Source organism: Hydrogenophaga sp. FW305-3-2-15-A-LB1 (assembly GCF_058787875.1).
In genome coordinates this window covers 57,173-78,836 of the sequence record NZ_JBYTAE010000011.1, presented here as the reverse complement: position 1 = coordinate 78,836, position 21,664 = coordinate 57,173, and the positions used below count along the sequence as shown (strand labels likewise).

The following is a 21,664-nucleotide window of genomic DNA, read 5'->3' as shown; positions in this document are numbered from 1 at the left end:
TCTCGCCAAGGCTCATTTGTTTCATGTCGTCAATGTCTCACATCACGCAGGCACAGCGGAGGTTGTGCAGACCTTCCCTAGCTCGGTAGCGCTGCCGCTCGAAACTGCGGTCGCGGATTTCGCCAAGGCGGTTGAAGAACACGGCGCGGGCCAGCGCGTTGCGGGCTTCGCCCTTGTTCAACCCGGCATGCACGCGGCGGCGCAGTTCCACGCTTTGCAGCCAATCCAGGATGAACAACGTGCGTTCGATGCGGCCCAGCTCTCGCAGCGCCACGGCCAGACCGTTCTGGCGCGGGTAGCTGCCGAGCTTGCGCAGCATCAGCGAGGCCGTCACCGTGCCCTGCTTGATCGACGTGGCCAGCCGCAGAATTTCGTCCCAATGGGCGCGTATCTGCTTGATGTTCAGTCTGTCGCTGCTAATCATCGGCTTGAGCGCGTTGTAGGCAGTATCGCCCTTGGGGATGAACAGCTTGGTGTCGCCCAGGTCGCGGATGCGCGGCGCAAAGCGGAAGCCCAGCAGGTGCATCAGGCCAAACACATGATCGGTGAATCCTGCCGTATCGGTGTAGTGCTCCTCGATGCGCAGGTCAGACTCGTGGTACAGCAGGCCGTCGAGCACATAGGTCGAGTCGCGCACGCCGACATTGACCACCTTGGTGTGAAACGGCGCGTACTGGTCGGAAATGTGGGTGTAGAAGGTTCGCCCAGGGCTGCTGCCATATTTCGGGTTGATGTGGCCGGTACTCTCGGCCTTGCTCCCGGTTCGGAAGTTCTGGCCGTCCGACGATGACGTAGTGCCGTCGCCCCAGTGCTCGGCGAAGGGATGTCGAAATTGGGTGTTCACCAATTCAGCCAGCGCCGTCGAGTAGGTTTCGTCGCGGGTATGCCAGGCTTGCAGCCAGGCGAGCTTGGCGTAGGTCATGCCGGGGCAGGACTCGGCCATCTTGGTCAGGCCGAGGTTGATCGCGTCGGCCAGGATGGTGGTCAGCAGCAGGTTCTTGTCCTTGGCAAGGTCGCCCGACTTCAGGTGCGTGAAGTGCCGGGTGAAGCCCGTCCACTCATCGACTTCGAGTAACAGTTCGGTGATCTTGACGTGCGGCAGGATCATGGCCGTCTGGTCGATCAACGCCTGCGCGGTGTCGGGCACCGCCGCATCCAGCGGCGTGATCTTCAGGCCCGACTCGGTGATGATGGCATCCGGCAGATCGTTGGCCGCCGCCATCCGGTTGACCGTGGCGAGCTGCGCTTCCAGCAGCTCCAAGCGCTCGCTCAAGTACTGGTCGCAATCGGTGGCCACGGCCAGCGGCAATTCGCTGGACCGCTTGAGGCTGGCGAACTTCTCGGGCGGAACCAGGTAGTCCTCAAAGTCCTTGAACTGGCGCGACCCCTGCACCCAGATGTCGCCCGAGCGCAGCGAGTTCTTCAGCTCCGACAGGGCGCACAGTTCGTAGTAGCGCCGGTCGATACCGGCGTCGGTCATCACCAGCTTCTGCCAGCGCGGCTTGATGAAGCCGGTCGGGGCATCGGTTGGCACCTTGCGGGCGTTATCGGTGTTCATGCCGCGCAGCACCTCGATGGCATCGAGCACGTCCTTGGCGGCGGGCGCTGCACGCAGTTTGAGCACGTCGAGGAATTCCGGCGCGTAGCGGCGCAAGGTGGCGTAGCTCTCGCCGATACGGTGCAGGAAATCGAAGTCATCGGGCTGCGCGAGCTTCTGCGCTTCGGTGACGCTCTCGGCGAAGGCATCCCAGGACATGACTGCCTCAATGGCGGCGAACGGATCGCGGCCCGATTGCTTGGCGTCGATCAGCGCCTGGCCGATGCGGCCGTACAGGCGCACCTTGGCGTTGATGGCTTTGCCGGACGCCTGAAACTGCTGCTGATGCTTGTTCTTGGCGGCGTTGAACAGCTTGCCCAAAATGCGGTCGTGCAGGTCGATGATTTCGTCGGTGACGGTGGCCATGCCCTCGATGGACAGCGCGACGAGGGTGGCGTAGCGCCGTTGCGGCTCGAACTTGGCTAGGTCGGCGGGCGTCATCTGGCCGCCCTCGCGGGCGATCTTGAGCAGCCGGTTCTGGTGCACCAGCCGCTCGATGCCGGTGGGCAGGTCAAGCGCGTGCCAGGCTTTGAGGCGTTCGATGTGTTCGAGCATGTGCCGCGAGTTCGGCTTGGCGGGCGACTGACGCAGCCAGGCCAGCCAGGTCGTCTTGCCGTTGTCGCGGCGTTTCAGCAGGTCGTCGAGGCGATGCCGATGCGTGTTCGACAACGGTTCGGACAGGGCTTCGTAGATGCGCCGGTTGGCGCGAGTGATGGCCTCGGCGCTGGCGCGCTCGATGGCATTGAGCGCGGGCAGAATGATGGACTGCCGCCGCAGATGTTCGACCAAGGCATCGGCCAGCACGACGCCTTTGTCGGTCTGCATGGCCAGCTCGGTCAGCATATGCACAGCCTGCCGGTAGTGGCTCATCGTGAAGGGCTGGAAGCCGAACACGGTTTGCAATTCGACCAGGTGCTCGCGCCGAGTCTGCTCCCGCTGCCCGTACTCGTCCCAACTTTCGATGCCGACCCTGAGCTGGTTGGCGACCAGTTTCAGTAAGGGCGGGAACGGCGGCTGATCGACGCCGAGGATGATGCCGGGAAAGCGCAGGTAACAAAGCTGCACCGCGAAGCCCAGCCGGTTGGCTGGCCCGCGCCGCTGCCGGATGATGGAGAGATCGGTATCGCTGAACGTGTAATGTCGAATTAGGTCGTCTTTGGTGTCCGGCAACGCCAGCAGGCTTTCCCGCTCGGCGGCGGACAGTATGGAACGACGAGGCATATCTATTGATCCAATCTCAAGTATTGATACAGGGTCTCCCGGCTGACGCCAAATTCACGTGCCAGCTTCGCTTTTTGTTCGCCGGCGGCGGCCCGCTGCCGCAGATCGGCTACCTGTTCGGGCGACAGCGCTTTCTTGCGGCCCCGGTAGGCTCCGCGCTGTCTGGCGAGCGCGATGCCTTCCCTCTGCCGCTCGCGGATCAAGGCTCGCTCGAATTCGGCGAACGCCCCCATGACCGACAGCATCAGGTTCGCCATCGGCGAATCCTCGCCGGTGAAGGTCAGGCTCTCCTTGACAAACTCGATGCGCACACCGCGCTTGGTCAGCTTTTGCACGAGGCGGCGTAAGTCATCGAGGTTGCGCGCCAAGCGATCCATGCTGTGAACCACCACGGTGTCGCCTTCGCGCACGAAGGCCAGCAGTGAATCAAGCTCGGGCCGCTGGGTGTCCTTGCCCGACGCCTTGTCGGTGAACACCCTGCCGACTTCGACATGCTCCAGTTGCCGTTCTGGGTTCTGGTCGAAGCTGCTGACCCGGATGTAGCCGATGCGTTGACCCTGCAAGATGCCTCCAAATACGAAAGTGTCAGGAAGAAATCTATGACCTTTCGCCGCAGGTGTCAAGAAACACAAAAGTTAACTCTATTCTGACGTTGCTGGGCGGCCTCTCCTGACATCAGGATAGGGTATAGCTCATCCTGACGGCGGCAACTCGCAGACGTTCGGATCGGCGCTGGTTTCCGTCACGGCCTTGCTGCGGGCCTGAAAACGCTGATAGCACTCCAGTCCGCAGAAATGCTCGACATATTCGGCCCCTTCCGGGGTGAAGGCGGCGTCGAGCGGAATTTCCTTGCAGCACACGCAGCAACTGGTGGTCGGTTCGTTGACGTTCATGGTGGCACCCCTCCATTGCTTGACAAAGGCGGCGAATGCCGCCGCCGGCATAGGCTTGGAGAACAGAAAGCCCTGCACCGCGTCGCAGTCCGCTTGCCGCAACTGCGCGAGACTGGCCGGCGTTTCTGCTCCCTCGGCTACCACGCTCATACCCAGCCCGTGCGCGAGCTGGATCACTGCCCGAACTATGGTCTGGTCACGGGCGTCATTCACGATTCCCGCGACAAACGATTGGTCGATCTTGAGCGTGGTAATCGGGCAGCATTTCAGGTGTTGCAGGCAGGAATAGCCCGTGCCGAAGTCGTCGGCCGCGAAGCGTACGCCGATGGCGCGCAGGGCATCGAACGTGACGAACAGAGCCGGATCGCCGAACGCGACCGATTCGGTCAGCTCAATTTCCAAACGTTCGGCCGGTAAATTCGTATCAGCCAGTACCCGCTTAAGCTGTGCATCGAACTCCGGCCCTACCTGGCTCGCCGAAACATTGACAGCCAGCCGGAACGGTTGCCAGCCCAGAGCCTGCCACTCGTGCATCTGACGGCAGGCTTCGCCCAGCACCCACGCGCCGATTTCCGGCATCAGACCGGACGACTCGGCCAGCGGTATGAACTGGCCAGGTGGCAGCAGCCCCAAGCTCGGGTGCCGCCAGCGTAACAGCGCCTCCGCGCCGGTAATCTGGTCGCTACGCAGATCGACAATCGGCTGGTAGTACAGATCAAGCTGCCCGCGCTCGACCGCGTGTGACAGTTGCGTCACTGTCCATTCAATGAGCTGGGAAGCGATCATGATCTTCCCTTGAAGGCGCGCAGCAGCCGTGCCACAGACAGGACGAACAAACCGGTCAGCACAACGGCTGCGACGCCCCAATGCACCCCGATGAACGCGCCGGCTGTCGTACCGGCGAGCACAGCGGCAAGAATCGGCAAATGGCAGGGGCAGGTGAGCACCGCCAGCGCGCCCCACAGGTAGCCGGCAAAAGGCTTGTGTGTCTCAGATGGGACGTGCTCCGGGCTGTTCATGGCTATATCTCCGATGTTTCGTGCGTCAATGCGGTCAACTGCGCTTCCAGGTGCGCCAGCGCCCGGCGTCGGTGTTCGACGAGCTGGCACAGGTCGGCCAGGCGTGCCGCTGCCTCGTCGCCGTCTGAAGCGTCCAGGGCGTGACACAAGCGCGTCAGCAGGTCCAGGCCGACACCGGCCTCCAAGGCAGCCCGCACGAAGCACAACCGCTGCAACACCTCCGCATCGAATAAGCCGTAACCGCCGGCGGTACGCGCCACCGGCCGTAACAGTCCACGCACGATGTAGTCGCGCACGACATGCACGCTCACGCCGGCATCGTCAGCCAGTCGGGACACCGTGTAGGCGTTCATTGAACACCTCCTTTTCCTCACCCGGCGCAGCAAGAAAGCTGCTTCACGTCCTTGTTAAACGTTTGCGCCGCGAGCTTCAATCCCTCGACCATCGTCAGATAGGGGAACAACTGGTCGGCCAGTTCCTGCACCGTCATGCGGTTACGAATTGCCAGGGCCGCCGTCTGGATCAGCTCGCCGGCTTCCGGCGCGACCGCCTGCACGCCGATCAAGCGCCCGCTGCCGGCGTCGGCCACCAGCTTGATGAAGCCGCGCATGTCGAAGTTGGCGAGCGCACGCGGCACGTTATCCAGCGTGAGCAGTCGGCTGTCGGTCTCGATGCCGTCATGGTGTGCTTCCGCTTCGCTGTAGCCCACGGTCGCCACTTGCGGATCGGTGAATACGACCGCCGGCATCGCCGTCAGGTCGAGGGCCGCGTCGCCGCCGGTCATATTGATCGCGGCACGGGTGCCGGCCGCTGCCGCCACATAGACGAACTGAGGCTGATCAGTGCAGTCGCCGGCCGCGTAGATGTTCGGGCTACTCGTGCGCATGCCCTTGTCGATAACAATGGCCCCTTGCGCATTGACTGTGACTCCCGTCGCGTCCAGCGCCAAGCTGCGCGTATTCGGTGTCCGGCCGGTGGCGATTAGCAGCTTGTCGGCAGCAACGATGCCGTGCGCGGTGGTCAACACGAACTCGCCGTCCTCATGCGCGACCTGGCTGGCCTGCGTGTGCTCCAGCACCTCAATGCCCTCGGCGCGGAACGCCGCCGTGATGGCTTCGCCGATGGCCGGGTCTTCCCGGAAAAACAGTGTGCTGCGCGCCAGAATCGTCACCTTGCTGCCGAACCGGGCGAAGGCTTGCGCCAGTTCCAGCGCGACCACCGACGAGCCAATCACGGCCAGCCGTTCAGGAATCGTGTCGCTGACCAGCGCCTCGGTAGAAGTCCAGTAAGGCGTATCCTTCAAGCCGGGAATCGGCGGAATGGCCGGATTGGCGCCAGTCGCCACCAGACAACGGTCGAACGCCACTTCACGTTCGCCGCCTTGATCCAAGCGCACGGTCAGGTTCTGGCCGTCCTTGAAGCGGGCTTCGCCGCGCAGCACGGTGATGGCCGGGTTGCCGTCCAGGATGCCCTCGTACTTGGCATGACGGAGTTCATCGACGCGGGCCTGCTGCTGGGCCAGCAGCCGCTCGCGCAGGATCGCCGGAGGTGTGGCGGCGATGCCGCCATCGAACGGGCTTTCCCTGCGCAGATGGGCGATGTGGGCGGCGCGAATCATGATTTTGGACGGCACGCAGCCCACATTGACGCAGGTGCCGCCGATGGTGCCGCGCTCGATCAGGGTCACGTGCGCGCCTTGTTCAACGGCCTTCAGCGCCGCCGCCATTGCGGCCCCGCCGCTACCGATCACTGCGACATGCAGTGCATTGTCATCGCCGTTCGCCTTGTCGTCGCTGCCCAGCCACTCGCGCATCTTGCCTAGCAACCCGCCGGGCGTCGAAGTGGGCGGGGCATCGGCAAGCGTGGCCCGGTAGCCAATTCCTGCTACGGCGGCGGTCAGCGCATCCGGTGACGTGCCCGACAGGGTGGCGAGTTGCGCCGTTCCCTTCGGATAGGACACCAACGCCGACTGCACGCCGGGCACTTTTTCCAGCGCTTCCTTGACATGCACCGCGCACGAGTCGCAGGTCATGCCGGTGATTTTTAGATGGGTCATGCAACAACTCCTATTTTTCGTGTGGGCGACGGCTTAGACCATCAGCCGTGTTTCAGTGGTAGTTCGCAGCCATCCGGGCCGCAGCGGCGGTTCGCAGGCGAGACAAAATCCCAAATAGACACCCTGACCATGAACGCCAAGCCGACATAGACCAGGCTCGCCGTCCACCAGTTACCAAGCAACCAGACCGTCCCAGCGAACACGATGGCTGGCCCGATCATGCCGAGCAGGCTGCGGTGCCATTGCCGATGACTCAGCCAGCCCAGCGCATTCGCCAGCAAGGCCACGACTGCGAACAGCGGCAGCAGCTTGGAGATGAACAACCCTTCGTATTCCTGGAGAAAGCCCAGCCCGATGGCCGCGCCTAAGCTGGCGATGGCCGGAAAACAGGCGGCACAGCCCATCGCGGAAACAACGCTGCCAAGCGCGCCAGCCTTGTCGGCAATGCGTGTGATCAGTCCCATGATCGCCCCAGGTTCGGGTTCAGTGGCTCACTGCTTGACGCTGGACGGATAGCCCGCGTCTCCGGTTGCCTTAGTCAGCTTCTGCACGCTGGTCTTGGCATCATCGAAGGTGACGACCGCTTCGCGTGTCTCGAAGGTCACGTCAACTTTGCTGACGCCTTCGACCTTGGAAATCGCCTTCTTGACGGTGATCGGGCAGGCGGAACAGGTCATGCCCGGTACGGACAGCGTGACTGTCTGAGTGGCGGCCCATACGGGGGCGACAACGGCAGCGAGGGCGAGGGAGGCAAACAGTTTTTTCATGGTGAACTCCTGTGATTAATAGAAAAATGGCATGACGTAGGGAAATCCGAGCGCGACCAGAACCAGTACGGCCACCACCCAGAAAATGAGCTTGTAGGTGGCTCGCACCTGGGGAATCGCACAGACCTCGCCCGGCTTGCAAGCGGCCGCCTGCCGGTAGATGCGCCGCCAGGCGAAGAACATCGCCACCAGTGCCGCGCCGATGAAGATCGGCCGAAACGGTTCGAGCGCGGTCAAGTTGCCGATCCAGGCACCGCTGAAGCCCAGAGCGACAAGAACCAGCGGCCCGAGGCAGCAAGTGGAGGCGAGGATAGCGGCCAGCCCGCCGGCGAATAGCGCGCCGCGCCCGTTTTGTGGTTCAGACATGCACTTGTCCTTTCGAATCTAAATTGGATAGGTTAAGCTTACTTCCGTAGTTATGTACGGAGTCAAGCGAAATGGAAAGCAATTTGGAGAATTTGACCATTGGCGTTTTTGCCAGGGCGGCTGGGGTCAACGTGGAAACGATCCGGTTCTATCAGCGCAAGGGCTTGTTGCCCGAGCCGGACAAGCCCTATGGCAGCATTCGCCGCTATGGCGAGGCGGATGTAACGCGGGTTCGGTTCGTGAAATCGGCCCAGCGACTGGGCTTCAGCCTGGACGAGATTGCCGAGCTGCTGCGGCTGGACGATGGCACCCACTGCGAGGAGGCCAGCAGCCTGGCCGAGCACAAACTTCAGGATGTGCGAGAGAAGATGGCCGACCTGGCGCGCATGGAAACCGTGCTATCCGAGCTTGTGTGCGCCTGCCATGCGCGGCAAGGGAACGTTTCCTGTCCGCTGATTGCGTCGCTGCAAGGGGAGAAAGAACCGCGCAGTACCGACGCGGAATAGCCGATGGTAGCTACGCCTTAGCGTGCTTTAAATTCCGTTTTCTGAGACGACCCCGATCAGGACGCCCTCGCGGGCATAGATGCGGCTCTGGCGGTAGAGCGGCTGGTGATCACAGTACTTGGCGACCAGCACGTGGGCCAGCAGCCCGGGGCCGGCCGCCACAGGCGCTGCAGCCGCTGGCCTGGCCTGCAGCATCGCGTCGTGCATCCGACGCCTCGGGCTGGTACACATGGTTCTCCCGAGGCAAGTGCGCGGGCAGGCTGCGGTAGATGCCTTCGCTGTTGGCCGCTTGCGTCTTCGGCGTCTGCGTGACCGGCGCAAGCTCGTGCATCGGCAAGTCTGCGATCAACGCGAGCTGCGGGTCGTCCAGCTGTTCGCTGGAGGCGCCGAAGCGGGCGCGGACCTGGCGCAAAAACTGCACCTTGAGCTTGTCGACGAGCAGCTTGAGCAGGGTGACCTCGGTGTCACGAGCCTCTACGACACGCAGCAGCGAGTCGACGGTGTGGGGCGCGTTGGCGGTGTTCGGCACGCCCTCTACTATGCCATCGGAGCCGCCCGGAATTGACCGAGAGCAGTGCGTTCAGAAGACGTGCAGCTTTCGAAGCCCACCGCAGACACTCTCACACCGGTGCAGGCAGCGGCTTGACGGCATGCGATGCATGTACGCGCCTGGCTATCGTTTTAGCAAAGCTGGTGTGATCCTTGTAGATCTTCTGCCAGCGTCGATGCACCAGGGCAGCCGGGATTTCGAGGCACCGACCGAGCCCAGCGCGCAAAGGGGAGCGCGCCCGCCTCATTGAGGCAATGGATGCGATCAATGGGCGCTTTGGCAAGGGAACGGTGCACTCCGCAGTACACCACGCGATTTGAGGACACCCCAGTCGCAATGGCTTGACGCAAATCGGTCCGGGGAAGTTCAGATCAACATCGGTCTGCTTGCTCGGTCGCAAGCCTGCGAAGCGCCTCTACCTCTAGCGACGTCGGCGGTCTGCCTGTTCCCAACACAGCCCGACCGCAAGAGACCTTGGCCAACAGGTACGCGTGATACAGCGCAACACGCTCATGACCATCTCAACACTCGGCGGCGAACAGCCCAAGCCCGCCTGATAGGAGCTGCAGGGCCGTGACAAGCGACCGGTTGGGCCGGTGAGCAGCCTTCAACCAGCGATCGCTCCCTGTCGCTCTTCGCTTTCTTTCGCCCATGCCAGCACAACATGAGCGCAATGCCGTACTAGAGGCAGATCAGCCGGAGCGGCAGCACGTGCATTCGCAATTTTGTGGGCCAGTGCGGGGCTTGGGATTCGCATAGGTGTGTTTGCGCCGATATGAGTCATTCCACTGGGGATAGCGCCAGAACTATGCCGTCTCCGTAGAGAAGGTTGAGCAGCTGTTCTTCGTGCTGGTCCTGAAACCTGGGCTCCTCAGGTATTGCGCTCCTGATGCAGACGCTCGCTGGGACCACTACGTGCACTTCGATCAGTGGAAACCCAGCAACCGTGTACGAACCGCCAGTGAACTCAAGGCCTGCTGTTTTATACGCGCGCCTGGTCACCAAGTTGTCAGGGGTCTCGAGATGCTCCTTGATGCGTCGGCAGAGCTCGTGGGTCGTTGGAACGAGCGGAAGTCTGCCCAGGTATTCGGCGACCTGCTGGAGTAGGGCCAAGCTTTCGGCGTGCTGAGGGTCAATCGGTTGCGTCATCCGCTAAGTATGCCGTGCGGCACCTTGCGGCCGAGGGAGACGAGTTCGCGATACTTGCAACCTGGGTAGGAAACTTGCCACATAAAATCAGCCCACTCCCTACAACCGGCTCTTGCTCGTAGCGACACTCTGTGCCACTGGAAAGTCAAACGAATCGTGAAAAGATCGGGGGATGAAGATGGACACCCTACCCTCTCCCACCGTCGATGGCGAAGGCACTCTTGAAACCCGCATCGCTGATGCACTGCGATCGTTTGTCGAGGGTGTTGCTCTCAACGCAAGCGAGGACTTTCCAGACGAAGTCAACGATCGGCTTGAGGGCGTCGCTGCAACCGCCGAAGCCGCCATGGCAAAAGTCCCAGGACGGGCCAGAGATGACGTCACGCGACTCCTGAACGCCTCCGTTCAGGCATCGACCAAGCCGAAGAAAGTGTTGTGGCTGCATAGAGCAGCTGATGCCTTTGCAGCGGCTATAGAACCAGTTGCAGCCTGTCGCGCCGGTTGCAGTCATTGCTGCCACATTCCGATCAAAATTTCCGCGACCGAAGCACGCGCGATTGGGAAAGCAATTGGCCGCTCTCCCCTACCCTTGCAGGATCATCACGAGCTATCCACGATGGGTTACGACGCGCCATGCACGTTCCTCAAGGACAGCACCTGCAGCATCAGAAACCACCGGCCTGCAGTCTGTCGAACGCATTTCAACGTAGATGTCGATGATCTTCTGTGCCAACTCGTCCCCGGTCAAGCGATCCCGGTTCCATACGCAGACACACGGCAGTTCGCCATGGTCAGTGTCATGATCGAACAAGACTCAAGAGCTTGGGCTGACATCCGTCAGTGGTTTCCTGCAGATGCAAACCGCTAGTCCTGACTAGGCGAAGCGGCAGAAAGCGGCAGGGCTCCAAGTCGCGAGTGAGATAACCTACGTGCTTCACTCGTTCTGCATTCGCAACCCAACAGCCCTCATCTACAGTGACCCAGATTGATTCTTCAAAATGTGAGCTCCGTAGAGCTTCGCGAACGTGCCGAAGCACTTTTCGCTCAAGCTCGTGAGCTGTCGACCAAAGAGTTTGAGTCGACAATGAACTTCCTCGCCGAGAAGCTCCCCCGCATGGGAAAGACCAAGAAAGACGCTGTCGTTCATCTGCTCATGATGATGAAGGCGGCAGAAGCCGAAGAGACCCTGGCGGAGGTCTTCACCAAATCAGGTTCCCAGCTGCGGGGAGCCAAGAAATCTCCGTTGGACCTTGACAGCATTGGTGCTAGGCCGAGAGTTGGAGCAACCTACAAATTGCCTTCCGGCGAGATCTGGACTCGCAAGCAAAAGAAGGGGCCGACGAAGAGGTCCTTCGCCGAACATGCGCGTACGTCGACTTGGGTGTCCATGGAAGCTTGAGGCTGCGAATACACGCTCACGTGGCCATGCCAGTCGGGTTGAGCCAAGTACCTAGAAACCGTAAGGATGCTGACGCCAAGCCTTCAGCACTCGATAGTCATGTTCGGAAAGAACGATCAGGCCTGATTCAGCGTCCGCAAGCACACGTTTCGCTGAGCCGTCGTGCACGCGATTGCCGTGCAGCATGTAGAAATACCAGCCAAAAGGTACTTTGACTCGTCGATCCAGCGTCTGCAACTTGCCGAAGTGGGCGTAGGTGTCACCCTTACTCGGCTCCACCTCTGCGAGCTTTTGTGCGAAGGACCACATCGGCACGAGACTTAGGTAGCGCGTGCCACTCTTGGGATCCGTCCAATCGGAAAGCTGCACGACCCAGTGATCGCACAGCCTTGCTCCGCTACGACCGGCACTGGACATCTCCCAGTCATTGAAGAAGCGCCGGGACTTGTGCGGCTGGCTATCCCAGCCCGGGAACAGCTCGTCATGCGTTGCGCTCGTTGCGGCACTCGCCCGATCCGGGGATGCATCGGATACTGTATAGATGAAGCTACGCACCTTGGCCCGTTGCCCTGCATCGATCTTTTCTGTCTCGGCAACGAATGCATCGACATCAACGACCGCGTCCAACTGGTAAGTGGGTGGCCGGATCCGTCGACGTTCCTCAGCTGGTAGCGTTTCTCCTTCCAGTTCATGGATCAGATCCTGCAATGTCTTCGGCACGGACCAGGAGTATTTGTCGAAAGCGCGAGCGTCTATGAACTCGTCCTCCTGCCTGATCGACACCTGGACAAATTCAGCATGGTTCTCCGTTCGCTTGTCTTGCACCAGGTACAGCGTTGTGAGCTCGCATTTGCTCAAGAGAAAGCCTTGGTCCCGAAGCCGCTTGTAGGTTTTGCCGGCATCACCGCCATCCAGCAGCAGCTGCTCCGCGACCCATTCCTTGTGGTCGTCGCGCACCAGAACGCCATCGCGAGTCAACACCTTTCGACGTGCAAGGTAATGACTGCCATCGCCGCCGCGTGATGTGACCAGCTTGGCGCTTGAAAGCTGCTCAAAGCTCCGCAAGCATTGAACCAATGCCTTGTGAGACTCGTCTGGCAAGCAGTTCGACACGGCAACGGCAAGGCCGGGCACTTCGATCTCATACACCATGGACGTCTTCATCCGGCTCTCCTGTCTAGTTGTCGACGCACAGGGATCAGTCCTTGTGAAGCGCTTGGTCGATCCGCTCAAGGTACTGAGAAACCAGCGCACTTGCTTGACGCTGAAGTTCAACGCGAGCATCTGCATCATCTGGTTGGTGAAACGCCCCATACGCGGTCGAGCCCTTCATCAGATAGCCATCGGTATCGGCATGACTGCAGAATCCACGGCGCAGACAGTCCAAGGCCTTCTCCAGCGAGGCGCGGTGCGAACCCTGGTCATATGCTTCTGCGAACAGGCGTGCAGCTTCTTCCAATTCCGGCCCGTACATCAGCACATGAATAAGGTCCCCAACATCCTTGTTCGCACCACGCTGATCAAAGGCGATTGCCTTGAGCACTACAAAGGCGAGGTGGTTGGCGTAGTGCACGCGCTCCACGGCTACACCCTTGCCGTCGAGGAGAGACGCTTTTATTTCCTTCGTCTCGTACTGGGTCTGCGCGATCGACATGTGCGGCATGGCCAGGACGGAGATTGACTCCGCGCCCAAAGACTTAAGACCTTGAACCTCGTTTTCAGAGGCATCACAAAGAAATTCCACGCGAACGGCAATCGTTTCCTGCGTCCTGGCCACCCACTGCCACGATGAGACGCCGCCCTTCTCCAGCTTCATTTTCGTGAAACCACGTTCCTTGAGGCGAACTGAAATTGGTGCGTAGTCCTCGCCGGCGGCAATTACTGCCAGATCGATCACCAAGTCAAGATCGGAGGTGCCGGCATGCGCGGGCACGTCAGGCTCCCGCTCCGGGGTCAAGTATCTCGGCACGAGGCCCCCAACCAGGCGCACCGTTTCCTTGAGAGTGCCCATGCACTGCAGCACAGTGACCAAGGCCTGCTCACAGGCGTCAGTGACCTCACGCGAGTAGCCCGCGGCGGTCGCCGGTTTGATATCAGCCATGGTTCCCGCCCTTCACGATCCAACTGTTCTTCAGCTCATTCGCCAGTTCCTTGCTGCGCCCACCTTCGTTGGCCAGCTCCAGGTACTGGATCACGGGGCTGGCAAACCAACCATGTCGATCGGGCAGCTGGATTCGATGCTGCAAGGCAAAGTTTTCGCATTCGTGGAGAGTGACGTTGAACCCCTTGTCGGCTCTTTTCAGCTCAAGATCCTCGGCGAAGGCCTCGGCCATACCCACGGGGACGATGATGTCGAAACCGTTGACCGCCGTCAGAAGAGGTGTCACGCAGTTGGCCGCATACTGGCCGGTGAAGGCCCACTCATCCGGATCTCGTAGCAATTGCCCAGCCAAGCGCAACGCCAAGTTCGCAGGGTTTTGGGCGAAAGCGAACCAGCGCGTCTTGCGCCGCTTGCCCTCTGCCCAGTGGTTTGCCCATGCATCAAGAAGTGCCTCAGGCTGGACCAACTGGCGACGGACGTTGCGACCGCTCCCTTCACTTTGCACCATGCCGCGTTTCTCCAGCTCGCGCAGGAGGACGGAGACGGTATTGGGGCTCGCACCGGATACTTTGGCCAGGTCAACGCCGGTGCGCCAGCTATCCCACCCCAACAGCAGGGCATGCAAAACTCTCTCGCGCTCAGGGGTAAAGATGGTGCCGACCTCACGCCAAAGCGGCTTGATCGGGGGCCTGTCGATGAGGATGTGGTGGTTATGCAGCTTAAGACTGATGCTTCCACTGGCGTCGAAGTAGCCGATGCCCAAGTCCTCCAGAGACTTTCGCGCTCCTTCGCTCAGCGACTCGGCCCAGACCATTTTTTGATCAATGGTCCTGTCCTCTCGCGCCAGCCCTTCCAGTTGCACCCGCGCCCACTCGATGTCCCGGGGGAACGCGTTCCTTTTGACTTCCACCACTACTTTGATGCGCTCGTCATCAACGGGGATGCTCAAGACCAAGTCTGCGGCGCCGGTACCGAAACGTGGTTCATGCTCCGCATCAATACCATCGATATTGAGTCGATCGCGCAGGACGGACGTGAACTCGGTCAGGAGCTTCTCGGTGAGGCGTCGCTCAGGATGCATGATCACTAAGTGGGTTTATATGCTGCACAGCGTATGATGGCTTTTGAGAATATGATATCCCCAAAAGCGCAAATACGCTGTACAGCGTATGAAGTGAGCAACACTCGCCATGCCAGGCGCTCCGTCATCGCCCCAGGAACTGTTTGGCATACAAAAGGCGGCGTTTCAGGGCTCGAATGTGATCTGAGTCGGAGGCCTGGTCTCGTCAAGGACGGCAAAAAGGTCGACATCCGACAGGCGATATTGACCACCAGGTCCGCCGAACACGCTGTAGTCCCCGCTGGGGCCGATGCAGACTGCGAACAGTGCGCCCTCTTCACCCTGCCCGTGGTACTTGGAACTTGGGCGAATGCGGGCCAATAGCTTTTGCCCGTGTTCTGTGAGTACCGCCTGCCTCGCTTCGATGGCCGCGAACTTTTCGCGCAGTAGATCGCGATCAACGACTCGCAACGGCGGGGGGTTCAGTTCGGATGCCATGGAAGTTCCTTTACGAAATGCTGGGGCCGTGAGGCGAAAGCGGAAGGGAATTCAAGGGTTCGGCTGGACGGGAGGCGCCAGAGCAGCGGTGCGCTCTCGCCAGTTTTGCTGGATGAACGGGTCCGTGACGGCATACAGGCCATAGCCCTTGCGCACGATGATGTTGTAGCCCTGCAGCAGTTGCGCGATACGCTGCACCTGGTCCGCGGTGACTTCGCGCCCAACGGCGCCAGCGTAATCGACCAATGCGGCGTTGGAGAAGAGGCCGCTGACATCCTCATCTGCCTGTGCGACGCGATTGAAGACCGCACAGGCAAGCACGCCCAGGTCCTCGATCTTCTTGATCTCCATGTCCGCAGCTGTCTCCTTGAGGGTGGCGGCGATGACCGGAAGGTACTGGTCGGCCTCCTGCGGCTGATATTGCTGCAATGTGCGAAGAGCGCGCAGCAGCTCCTCGGGGCGCCGGCCTAGAAGGCCAAACGCGTGGCTGGCCACCGCCGGGCCCGGAATGACTTTGATGCCCTCCTGTTGCAGTGATTGGAGCACGTGTTGCACATAGTCTTCGCCGAGCGTCGGGTAGTCAACCGAGGTGGCGCCCTCAAAGGCGTTCTTGCCTTGCACGGTCATGCCCACAACCTGTGCGCGATGAGAGCCAGTCCCAATGAAGATGAAGTGGCCAGGGGTGTCCGGTCGGGCATTGACCGCATCGCGTGCTGCCTTGAGCGCCTGCATGAGCGCGAGGCCAGCGTCCGAGGTGAGCATGTGCTGCACTTCGTCGACGATGAACACCAAGTCGGTTTTGGCTTGGTCGATCACCTCCTTGGCGACCTGAGCAAGGGTGGCACCGGTGGGGGAACCCAGGTCTGCGATCTCAAAGCCGAAGGTGAAGCCCGCCGCACCGAAATCCATGCCCTTGATCTTCTGGAGGCGGGACAGCAGTGTGCCTGTCTTGGATTGCAACTCCATAAGCGCCGAGCGCAGTGCAGCGTGAATGAGGGTGCTGGGATCGGCACTGACATCGGACCACAGGTCGACGTAGACCACGAGCGCCCCGGCGTTCTCCAGCGCTGGAATCAGGTCCTGGAGCAAAAAGGTGGTTTTCCCAGTTCGCCGCAGGCCGGAGAGGAACAGCCCGGATCGGAGCCCATGGTCAAGGACGCCAGGGCTCAGCAGCTGCCTGGCCATGTCCTGGGCAAGCTGAGGGCGGTGGTAGATGGAACTCATAGCGCAAGTTATTGATTCAGACTAATTAGTGATTCTGCCTAACTCATGCGAACTTGCAAGGCCTGGTCACCCTCGCAGGGACCTCTAGCGAGCACACAGGGACTGGTTTGAGCCGCAACGAGACGGCCGCGCGAGGTTCAGCAGCCAAATGAACCCTTTAGTTTTCACATCATTAAAATGGCCTTTATAAACAGCGGATCACCAACTATTATTAGGAAGCAGTGGCTCTTAAAAGCTAAATAAGTCCGATTTCGTGACGTGGGCGAAGTGCCGATCTGGCTCTAATACAGGCACCAGACGTGGTCACGCGTCGCAGTTCGCGTAGCAAGCGCTCTACCACCGTTGCGGCCTCACTGCGAAGCGGCAGATTGGGTCTGCGGTCCAACACCCGGCCACGCTCAGGGGTGACTCACAGCGTGAGCACGCTGGTCTGAATAACCAGGTCCTGCGCCCTGTGCGTGACGGTAGCTCCTGGCTGCTTGAACTGCTTCACTGCCTCACGTTTGAACTCGTCCGTGAAGCTCCTTCTGGTTCTTGGCATGCATAGAGCTTGGGTTTGAACCCGCTGCACTGCGAGTACAAAGGTTGGAAACTAGGCAGAATGTGCGCATGAACACCTTCGCCTCACACCTCAAGAACGAGATCTCCCGCATTGCTCGAAAGGAGCTGCGCGACGACATTTCGGCCCTTCGTAAAGGCTCCGCGATCTATAGATCCGAGATCGCGGAACTCAAGCGCAAGCTCAAGTCGCTCGAGTCCCAAGTCAAGGCTCTGACCCGTGCAGCGCCGCGGGCTGAGTCTGAAGAAAGCGCGAAGACTATGGAAGCGTCACGCAGCAAACCAGGTCGCAAGGTCGTTTTCGGTGCGACTCAGTTCCTTGCCCTGCGTCAGCACCTCGGCTTGACACAAGCGCAGATGGGGAAGCTGGTCGGCGCCTCCTCGCTGTCTATCTATAAGTGGGAAAGCGGGCAAGTCACACCGAGAGCCGCACAGCTCGAAAAAATTCTTGCTGTTCGAAAGATCGGCAAGCGCGAGGCCAACGCGCGTATTCAGGCCTGAGCGGATCCTGATGGCAAGGGCTCGACCTCTTGCCGCGCGAGGCCATCTCAGATCGCGGGATCGCCACTCACCCAGAGAGAGGAGCTGCGCTCATAGACATCCGACTGCCGTCTTCTTCTGCAAACGCAGCACTGCGGATTCACGCCATTCAGGAGCTGGATGCCGTCGTCTACCCGTGACTTCTTCCGCCTGCAGCTGATACGTATGCGGGTTCTTCTTCACGAACGGCCGCCGCCACGCAAACTCTCAGTAAGGTTCAACACGCGTTCGGCATCATCTTCTCTCAAACCGTGCCGGGGATCCGTGAACACCACATGTTCCCGCGCTTTGAAGTTTAGAGGGTCATCCTCGATGGCCAACCATCGATGCGGCTCCCTCTGATTGGCGATCAGCCAGTTGCGGCACTGCGATTCACGCAGCGGCATGGCGCCAAAGTCCACCTTAGGGCTTCCCTTCTGATGTGTGCACCCCACAATGAGCCGATGCAGGTCCGGTTGCTCCTCGAAGAAGTCGCGCATGTGCTCTAGAGAGTAGTACTCCGCCCAAGAACTGGAAATCACCACTTCAATGCGGTCGATTTTCTGAAGGCAGTTCTTCAACAAGCCAGCCTTCTCGAAAAGCCGATCTGTGGTGCCTCCTTGCGGGTGTAGCACTCCATCAAAGTCAAGAAATATGGTGATGAGCGGCTTCATAGCAGAGCGTTGAATGGTGACAGTTGATGTCATCGTTGATTGACCGTCTAGCGGCGATCAGTGCAGCCTCGTACGAGGCGCACCACCGACCTCAACCTCGCTGCCATCGGCCACGAGCTCGGGCGGGAGGTGCGCAATGCCAATGAATCTCTGTCTGTCTTTCAATGCGGCTGCAACCGCCGCGATCACCACTTGGTAGATTTCTCGCGCGCTCAACGGTGCCAACGCCACGATCACGTCACGCCCGGGACGTTTAAAGCCTGCGACGCCGACATCGGACAACGCCCTACCGACGACCGAACGAGCCACCATCAGGGCCTGCTCGGCGTTCGGCATGCCAATGAAGAACTCCTTCAGGCGAGTTCGCAGCGTGAGCGGCACCCGCCAAGGGTAATTGCAGGTGGCGACCCAGGTGATCATGCTGGCATCGATCTCAATGTCTACACTGAGATCGCGCACCCGGGCCGCCGTCACCGGTTCGAGCAACGAATGAAGGACGCTCACGGGGTTGAAGCGAATCGACTGGTCGGATGGCGCCTTGTCCAGTTCATCCAGGAGGATCACTGGGTTGGCGTAGTCGCCCATCACGATCTCGTCGAACACCAACCCCACCCGAGAGTTGCTCCATGTCATCTCCGAGCCCATGAGAGCAGATGAACTCTCCGCCTGGTCCATCTGGTGGCGGCGAATCGGGACGCCCAGCACCTGGGCCAGCGCGTCGCTGAAGTGGGTCTTTCCCACCCCGGGCGGTCCGGCGAGCAGCATCGGCGGGATGCGCACCGGATGTTTGCTCACATTGATCAGTTCAAGTTGGTTGGCCACGAAGTCGATCACTTCGCCGAAGTGGGGGTGCGAGGTCTTGAGCGCGAGCACGTCACCGATGCGGCGCGGTGCACCGATGCGGCGAAATGGCCCCCTCTTCTGAAGCACGTCGGCAATGCCCTTGTTGCGCTTGACCACATCGGGCTCGACCGATTGCCCACCCTTGATCAACTGAAGCACAGCTTCTTCGCCGTACACCCGCAGCTTGTCTTTGGAGCGAGCCTCCATAAGCTGCCGCTGAAAGGCCGTCGGATGCGTCCGGCCGCTGACGGGCTCTGGAACGCTGCGCCGGCGGCGCTGGCTGGACGCTCTTGACTTTGACGGATTGCCGTCGTCGCCCTGCCCTTCGGCATCACCCACGATCTTTGAGTTTTGAGAGATTCCATCGTCAGACCCTGGGCAGCTTACGCCCGTGAGTCCCTCTGCATTCGCCTGGGCAATCACCTGTCGTTCTTTCTCCTCGTCAGCGTCCCTCTCTTCCTGCATCAACTGTTCGTGCAAGGGCCGGGGGATCAGCACGTACCGCGCTTCGTAGCTGCGTTGCTTGAAAGGCAATTCCGTGAAGCAGTGGTCCGGATACCACCGCACCTTGGCATCCGACGGTGTTGCGACGTGCTCCCCCACACTGTCTCGTGTTTCCGATCCTGCCTCGGTGCTCAGCTGGAGGGGCAGAGCACCCTTGCCGCCTACTTGGGTGTGCTGGGTTTCTTGGGGCTTGTCTTGGCTCATGGTCGTATCCTCTGTCCTCACTTCAACGCGCGCAGCTTGAGGTAGTGCGCCACGCGCACAGCTTCGACCTCGGGCGGCACGCCGTGGCGGCCAAAACGCTGGCTGATCTGGCCGTTGAGGCAAAACGAGATCGCAACCAATGCTTCCGGGCGTTTGCGGACCAGGTAGGCGCGCAGGCGCCGGATCACGAGCAAGGCCTTCGGGCCTGAGTAGTTCAGGTTGTAGACCTGCTTGTTGTGTTCGAGCTTGCGTTTGACGGCATAAATGACGCCGTCCACGCCGACACAGCGGCGGAAGTGCTCCAGGGTCTGCAGGCAGTTCTGGCAGATGGAGACGATCAGACGGTAGATCGGCCGGCGCGTCCTAAACGGTTGTTTCACGATGGCGATACAGCCGTCACCATCCAGCATGCCGGCGGCCCACTCAAGACTGGGACGCGGGACGTCACCGACTTCGTCGAACAGCCGCAGCTCGTCGCGCAGGTCGTCCAGTTGGTGGAGCGGATCAGCCGAGGTCACGGCCAGCGTGTTCGAGCCATGCTCGCCGTCTGCGCCTCGCGGAAGCTCACCGCTCTCCCCGCTCGAGCCGGCTTCAGGCAGATCATCCTCGGTGGACCGAAGCTGCGCTTCCAGCTCATCGAGGTCAGCGTTGCATTTTGAGGAGGCACTCACCGTCTTACCAGAAGATGGGGAGTCGCCCTGCTGAGCTTCGGCGTGTGTGAACAGATCGGGTTGCTCATCCCCATCTGGGACAGGCGCAGGTCGAGCCTGAGCCATCTTGATCCGGGCTTGCGACAGTGCATCCCCCAAGGCGCAGCTCATATGTGAAAGCACCGCGTCCACGGGATGGGCACTCAGCGGCCCGCGCTTACTGCCCATGCGATAGGGCCAGAACGGCCCCTGGCCAAGTAGTGCGCGCAGGTCGTCTGCATCCTGCGGCTCCAGTTGTTCGAAGCGGCCAATCAACGCTCCCAGAAAGGTCGCCGTCAATGGGTGCGCGCAGCGCGTACTCGCCTCCGCATCCACGCAGTTCTGTTCAATGCTGGCGCCAGACCCAGAACCCGGCAACGGCTCGGGCGCCGCCAACTCGCCTAGGTCGCTGAGCAGACAGACCAGGCGCACGAGCGATGCTTCGTCGCGTCCCAAGCCCATGGGTTGCAGCATCATGGCTGCACGAATGCCACAGTTCAAGGTGTGCGCGCCCGATGCAGGCTCAGCTGCCGGTCGACGATCAACGGCGGCTGCCACTAGCTTGTGCTCGATATCCGGCCGACTGATGGCAGCCATGAACACCGCCTGATGCACCGGCTTCATGCTGGCCAACACCCGGTGCAAGTCGAACTCGACGCGTTCTTGCAGAACGAGGTGGTCGAGCAGCCAGGGCGTGGCGGCAGGGCCTTTTCGGGGTGCGGTCACGCGCTTGACCACGAGGGCATCGCTCGGGAAGTCGGAGACACTGCGCTTCATGAGTTTCAGTTCGTACACTCCGGGCTTGGGCAACCAGGATGTGGCGTACTTTGTGGGAAACACCACGGTCTGGTCGCCGCCGCCCAAGCGGGCCATGCCCGCGCACGCGGCGCCGGCGTCCGAGAGCTGACGCCCGCTGTCAGCATTGAGATCCAGGTTTGACTCGAAGACATTGGCGGGAACCGGCGCGCTCACGTGTGCGGTCACACGCACGACCGACCACGGATCGGCCAGGTGACCCAGGGCGTTGGTGTCTTCTTCTGCTGGGTCCGAGTTGTAGAAGCCGAGGCCAGCGTTGATCTTCGTCGATGCGCCTTCCGGACTTGCTGCGGCGTCTTGGGCTGCGCGCTCGCGCACTCGGGCTTCAAATTGTTCAAGGTCTGCGGCGAGGTCTTTGAGGATGTTGAGGTTCATGTCAGTTCCAATGTTTCGTGCGATTGAAGGGCCTGAAGCGAGGGTTTCGTTTCAGTCTTGCGTTTCGTTTGGGCAA

Annotated in this window: 21 protein-coding genes and 4 pseudogenes; 5 read left to right on the top strand and 20 right to left on the bottom strand. The window is 60.8% G+C overall.

The genetic code is table 11. The annotated features are described in order from the left end of the window. Positions 1-40 precede the first annotated feature (40 nt). The 9 genes and pseudogenes from AC3WPZ_RS05365 to merT all read right to left on the bottom strand — a co-directional run. A pseudogene (locus AC3WPZ_RS05365) lies at positions 41-2,818 on the bottom strand (Tn3 family transposase); the annotation flags it as partial. Between the two features lie 2 nt (positions 2,819-2,820). Beyond that, on the bottom strand, positions 2,821-3,381 hold the full coding sequence (locus AC3WPZ_RS05360) for a recombinase family protein (protein ID WP_492438513.1): 561 nt from the start codon (positions 3,379-3,381) through the stop codon (positions 2,821-2,823). 129 nt (positions 3,382-3,510) lie between these two features. Further along, entirely contained in the window at positions 3,511-4,497 is a 987-nt protein-coding gene (locus tag AC3WPZ_RS05355) for a DUF3330 domain-containing protein (protein ID WP_062372599.1), read from the bottom strand. After that, positions 4,494-4,730 carry a broad-spectrum mercury transporter MerE gene (gene merE, locus AC3WPZ_RS05350; protein WP_054641809.1) on the bottom strand — a complete coding sequence of 79 codons (237 nt, stop codon included), beginning with the start codon at positions 4,728-4,730 and terminating at the stop codon, positions 4,494-4,496. The genes AC3WPZ_RS05355 and merE overlap by 4 nt, the downstream gene beginning before the upstream one ends. A 2-nt stretch (positions 4,731-4,732) precedes the next feature. Continuing rightward, the gene (gene merD / locus AC3WPZ_RS05345) at positions 4,733-5,083 is read right to left on the bottom strand and encodes a mercury resistance co-regulator MerD (protein WP_054641810.1); all 351 of its coding nucleotides are present in this window, start codon (positions 5,081-5,083) and stop codon (positions 4,733-4,735) included. Positions 5,084-5,100: 17 nt separating this feature from the next. Beyond that, positions 5,101-6,786, bottom strand: a complete 1,686-nt coding sequence (merA, locus tag AC3WPZ_RS05340) for a mercury(II) reductase (RefSeq protein ID WP_062372597.1) — start codon at positions 6,784-6,786, stop codon at positions 5,101-5,103. A gap of 41 nt (positions 6,787-6,827) precedes the next feature. Further along, positions 6,828-7,250: an organomercurial transporter MerC gene (gene merC, locus AC3WPZ_RS05335; RefSeq protein ID WP_492438510.1), complete on the bottom strand. Its 423-nt coding sequence runs from the start codon at positions 7,248-7,250 to the stop codon at positions 6,828-6,830. A 27-nt stretch (positions 7,251-7,277) separates the two neighbouring features. Further along, on the bottom strand, positions 7,278-7,553 hold the full coding sequence (gene merP / locus AC3WPZ_RS05330) for a mercury resistance system periplasmic binding protein MerP (RefSeq protein WP_024552204.1): 276 nt from the start codon (positions 7,551-7,553) through the stop codon (positions 7,278-7,280). Between the two features lie 15 nt (positions 7,554-7,568). Beyond that, on the bottom strand, positions 7,569-7,919 hold the full coding sequence (gene merT, locus AC3WPZ_RS05325) for a mercuric ion transporter MerT (protein ID WP_492438507.1): 351 nt from the start codon (positions 7,917-7,919) through the stop codon (positions 7,569-7,571). Between the two features lie 71 nt (positions 7,920-7,990). On the opposite strand from merT, the gene merR reads away from it, so the two are divergent. Continuing rightward, positions 7,991-8,425, top strand: coding sequence for a mercury resistance transcriptional regulator MerR (gene merR, locus AC3WPZ_RS05320; protein ID WP_492438505.1), 435 nt, complete (start codon positions 7,991-7,993; stop codon positions 8,423-8,425). A gap of 60 nt (positions 8,426-8,485) precedes the next feature. Here the strand turns inward: merR and AC3WPZ_RS05315 are convergent. After that, positions 8,486-8,626: pseudogene (locus AC3WPZ_RS05315) on the bottom strand (IS66 family transposase); the annotation flags it as partial. Between the two features lie 94 nt (positions 8,627-8,720). Next, positions 8,721-8,846 (bottom strand): annotated as a pseudogene (locus AC3WPZ_RS05310) (hypothetical protein); the annotation flags it as partial. Positions 8,847-9,133: 287 nt separating this feature from the next. Between AC3WPZ_RS05310 and AC3WPZ_RS05305 the strand changes: the two are divergent. The 3 genes from AC3WPZ_RS05305 to AC3WPZ_RS05295 all read left to right on the top strand — a co-directional run bounded on the left by AC3WPZ_RS05305 (position 9,134) and on the right by AC3WPZ_RS05295 (position 11,523). Further along, positions 9,134-9,295, top strand: coding sequence for a DUF4113 domain-containing protein (locus AC3WPZ_RS05305; RefSeq protein ID WP_492438515.1), 162 nt, complete (start codon positions 9,134-9,136; stop codon positions 9,293-9,295). A 1,001-nt stretch (positions 9,296-10,296) separates the two neighbouring features. After that, positions 10,297-10,992 carry a YkgJ family cysteine cluster protein gene (locus tag AC3WPZ_RS05300; protein WP_492438503.1) on the top strand — a complete coding sequence of 232 codons (696 nt, stop codon included), beginning with the start codon at positions 10,297-10,299 and terminating at the stop codon, positions 10,990-10,992. Positions 10,993-11,124: 132 nt separating this feature from the next. After that, positions 11,125-11,523 (top strand): hypothetical protein, encoded by a 399-nt coding sequence (locus AC3WPZ_RS05295; protein ID WP_492438501.1) that lies wholly within the window; start codon positions 11,125-11,127, stop codon positions 11,521-11,523. Positions 11,524-11,574: 51 nt separating this feature from the next. On the opposite strand, the gene AC3WPZ_RS05290 is transcribed toward AC3WPZ_RS05295, so the two are convergent. The 6 genes and pseudogenes from AC3WPZ_RS05290 to AC3WPZ_RS05265 all read right to left on the bottom strand — a co-directional run. Further along, positions 11,575-12,687 (bottom strand): hypothetical protein, encoded by a 1,113-nt coding sequence (locus tag AC3WPZ_RS05290; protein WP_492438499.1) that lies wholly within the window; start codon positions 12,685-12,687, stop codon positions 11,575-11,577. A 34-nt stretch (positions 12,688-12,721) separates the two neighbouring features. Continuing rightward, positions 12,722-13,624, bottom strand: a complete 903-nt coding sequence (locus AC3WPZ_RS05285) for a hypothetical protein (RefSeq protein WP_492438497.1) — start codon at positions 13,622-13,624, stop codon at positions 12,722-12,724. After that, positions 13,617-14,711, bottom strand: a complete 1,095-nt coding sequence (locus AC3WPZ_RS05280) for a type IV toxin-antitoxin system AbiEi family antitoxin (protein ID WP_492438495.1) — start codon at positions 14,709-14,711, stop codon at positions 13,617-13,619. The genes AC3WPZ_RS05285 and AC3WPZ_RS05280 overlap by 8 nt, the downstream gene beginning before the upstream one ends. A 159-nt stretch (positions 14,712-14,870) precedes the next feature. After that, positions 14,871-15,182, bottom strand: a complete 312-nt coding sequence (locus tag AC3WPZ_RS05275) for a hypothetical protein (RefSeq protein ID WP_492438493.1) — start codon at positions 15,180-15,182, stop codon at positions 14,871-14,873. Positions 15,183-15,233: 51 nt separating this feature from the next. Beyond that, positions 15,234-16,406, bottom strand: coding sequence for an AAA family ATPase (locus AC3WPZ_RS05270; protein WP_492438491.1), 1,173 nt, complete (start codon positions 16,404-16,406; stop codon positions 15,234-15,236). Between the two features lie 298 nt (positions 16,407-16,704). Then, positions 16,705-16,947: pseudogene (locus AC3WPZ_RS05265) on the bottom strand (transposase); the annotation flags it as partial. Between the two features lie 68 nt (positions 16,948-17,015). Here AC3WPZ_RS05265 and AC3WPZ_RS05260 point away from each other — a divergent pair. Beyond that, positions 17,016-17,465, top strand: a complete 450-nt coding sequence (locus AC3WPZ_RS05260; protein WP_492438489.1) for a helix-turn-helix domain-containing protein — start codon at positions 17,016-17,018, stop codon at positions 17,463-17,465. 218 nt (positions 17,466-17,683) lie between these two features. On the opposite strand, the gene AC3WPZ_RS05255 is transcribed toward AC3WPZ_RS05260, so the two are convergent. Genes AC3WPZ_RS05255 through AC3WPZ_RS05245 form a run of 3 tightly spaced genes read right to left on the bottom strand, consistent with a single transcriptional unit; the run spans position 17,684 to position 21,588 of the window. Then, on the bottom strand, positions 17,684-18,157 hold the full coding sequence (locus AC3WPZ_RS05255) for an HAD domain-containing protein (RefSeq protein WP_492438487.1): 474 nt from the start codon (positions 18,155-18,157) through the stop codon (positions 17,684-17,686). Positions 18,158-18,214: 57 nt separating this feature from the next. After that, on the bottom strand, positions 18,215-19,708 hold the full coding sequence (locus tag AC3WPZ_RS05250; protein ID WP_492438485.1) for an AAA family ATPase: 1,494 nt from the start codon (positions 19,706-19,708) through the stop codon (positions 18,215-18,217). 17 nt (positions 19,709-19,725) lie between these two features. Continuing rightward, positions 19,726-21,588 (bottom strand): hypothetical protein, encoded by a 1,863-nt coding sequence (locus tag AC3WPZ_RS05245; RefSeq protein WP_492438483.1) that lies wholly within the window; start codon positions 21,586-21,588, stop codon positions 19,726-19,728. Positions 21,589-21,664 lie beyond the last annotated feature (76 nt).

What these genes read in the sequence shown, in the direction of transcription:
- merD (WP_054641810.1), bottom strand. Translation starts at nt 5,083, where the DNA reads ATGAACGCCTACACGGTGTCCCGACTGGCTGACGATGCCGGCGTGAGC.
- merC (WP_492438510.1), bottom strand. Translation starts at nt 7,250, where the DNA reads ATGGGACTGATCACACGCATTGCCGACAAGGCTGGCGCGCTTGGCAGC.
- merT (WP_492438507.1), bottom strand. Translation starts at nt 7,919, where the DNA reads ATGTCTGAACCACAAAACGGGCGCGGCGCGCTATTCGCCGGCGGGCTG.
- merE (WP_054641809.1), bottom strand. Translation starts at nt 4,730, where the DNA reads ATGAACAGCCCGGAGCACGTCCCATCTGAGACACACAAGCCTTTTGCC.
- AC3WPZ_RS05275 (WP_492438493.1), bottom strand. Translation starts at nt 15,182, where the DNA reads ATGGCATCCGAACTGAACCCCCCGCCGTTGCGAGTCGTTGATCGCGAT.
- AC3WPZ_RS05245 (WP_492438483.1), bottom strand. Translation starts at nt 21,588, where the DNA reads ATGAACCTCAACATCCTCAAAGACCTCGCCGCAGACCTTGAACAATTT.
- merP (WP_024552204.1), bottom strand. Translation starts at nt 7,553, where the DNA reads ATGAAAAAACTGTTTGCCTCCCTCGCCCTCGCTGCCGTTGTCGCCCCC.
- AC3WPZ_RS05290 (WP_492438499.1), bottom strand. Translation starts at nt 12,687, where the DNA reads ATGAAGACGTCCATGGTGTATGAGATCGAAGTGCCCGGCCTTGCCGTT.
- AC3WPZ_RS05270 (WP_492438491.1), bottom strand. Translation starts at nt 16,406, where the DNA reads ATGAGTTCCATCTACCACCGCCCTCAGCTTGCCCAGGACATGGCCAGG.
- AC3WPZ_RS05255 (WP_492438487.1), bottom strand. Translation starts at nt 18,157, where the DNA reads ATGAAGCCGCTCATCACCATATTTCTTGACTTTGATGGAGTGCTACAC.
- merR (WP_492438505.1), top strand. Translation starts at nt 7,991, where the DNA reads ATGGAAAGCAATTTGGAGAATTTGACCATTGGCGTTTTTGCCAGGGCG.
- AC3WPZ_RS05300 (WP_492438503.1), top strand. Translation starts at nt 10,297, where the DNA reads ATGAAGATGGACACCCTACCCTCTCCCACCGTCGATGGCGAAGGCACT.
- AC3WPZ_RS05355 (WP_062372599.1), bottom strand. Translation starts at nt 4,497, where the DNA reads ATGATCGCTTCCCAGCTCATTGAATGGACAGTGACGCAACTGTCACAC.
- AC3WPZ_RS05285 (WP_492438497.1), bottom strand. Translation starts at nt 13,624, where the DNA reads ATGGCTGATATCAAACCGGCGACCGCCGCGGGCTACTCGCGTGAGGTC.
- AC3WPZ_RS05250 (WP_492438485.1), bottom strand. Translation starts at nt 19,708, where the DNA reads ATGAGCCAAGACAAGCCCCAAGAAACCCAGCACACCCAAGTAGGCGGC.
- merA (WP_062372597.1), bottom strand. Translation starts at nt 6,786, where the DNA reads ATGACCCATCTAAAAATCACCGGCATGACCTGCGACTCGTGCGCGGTG.
- AC3WPZ_RS05260 (WP_492438489.1), top strand. Translation starts at nt 17,016, where the DNA reads ATGAACACCTTCGCCTCACACCTCAAGAACGAGATCTCCCGCATTGCT.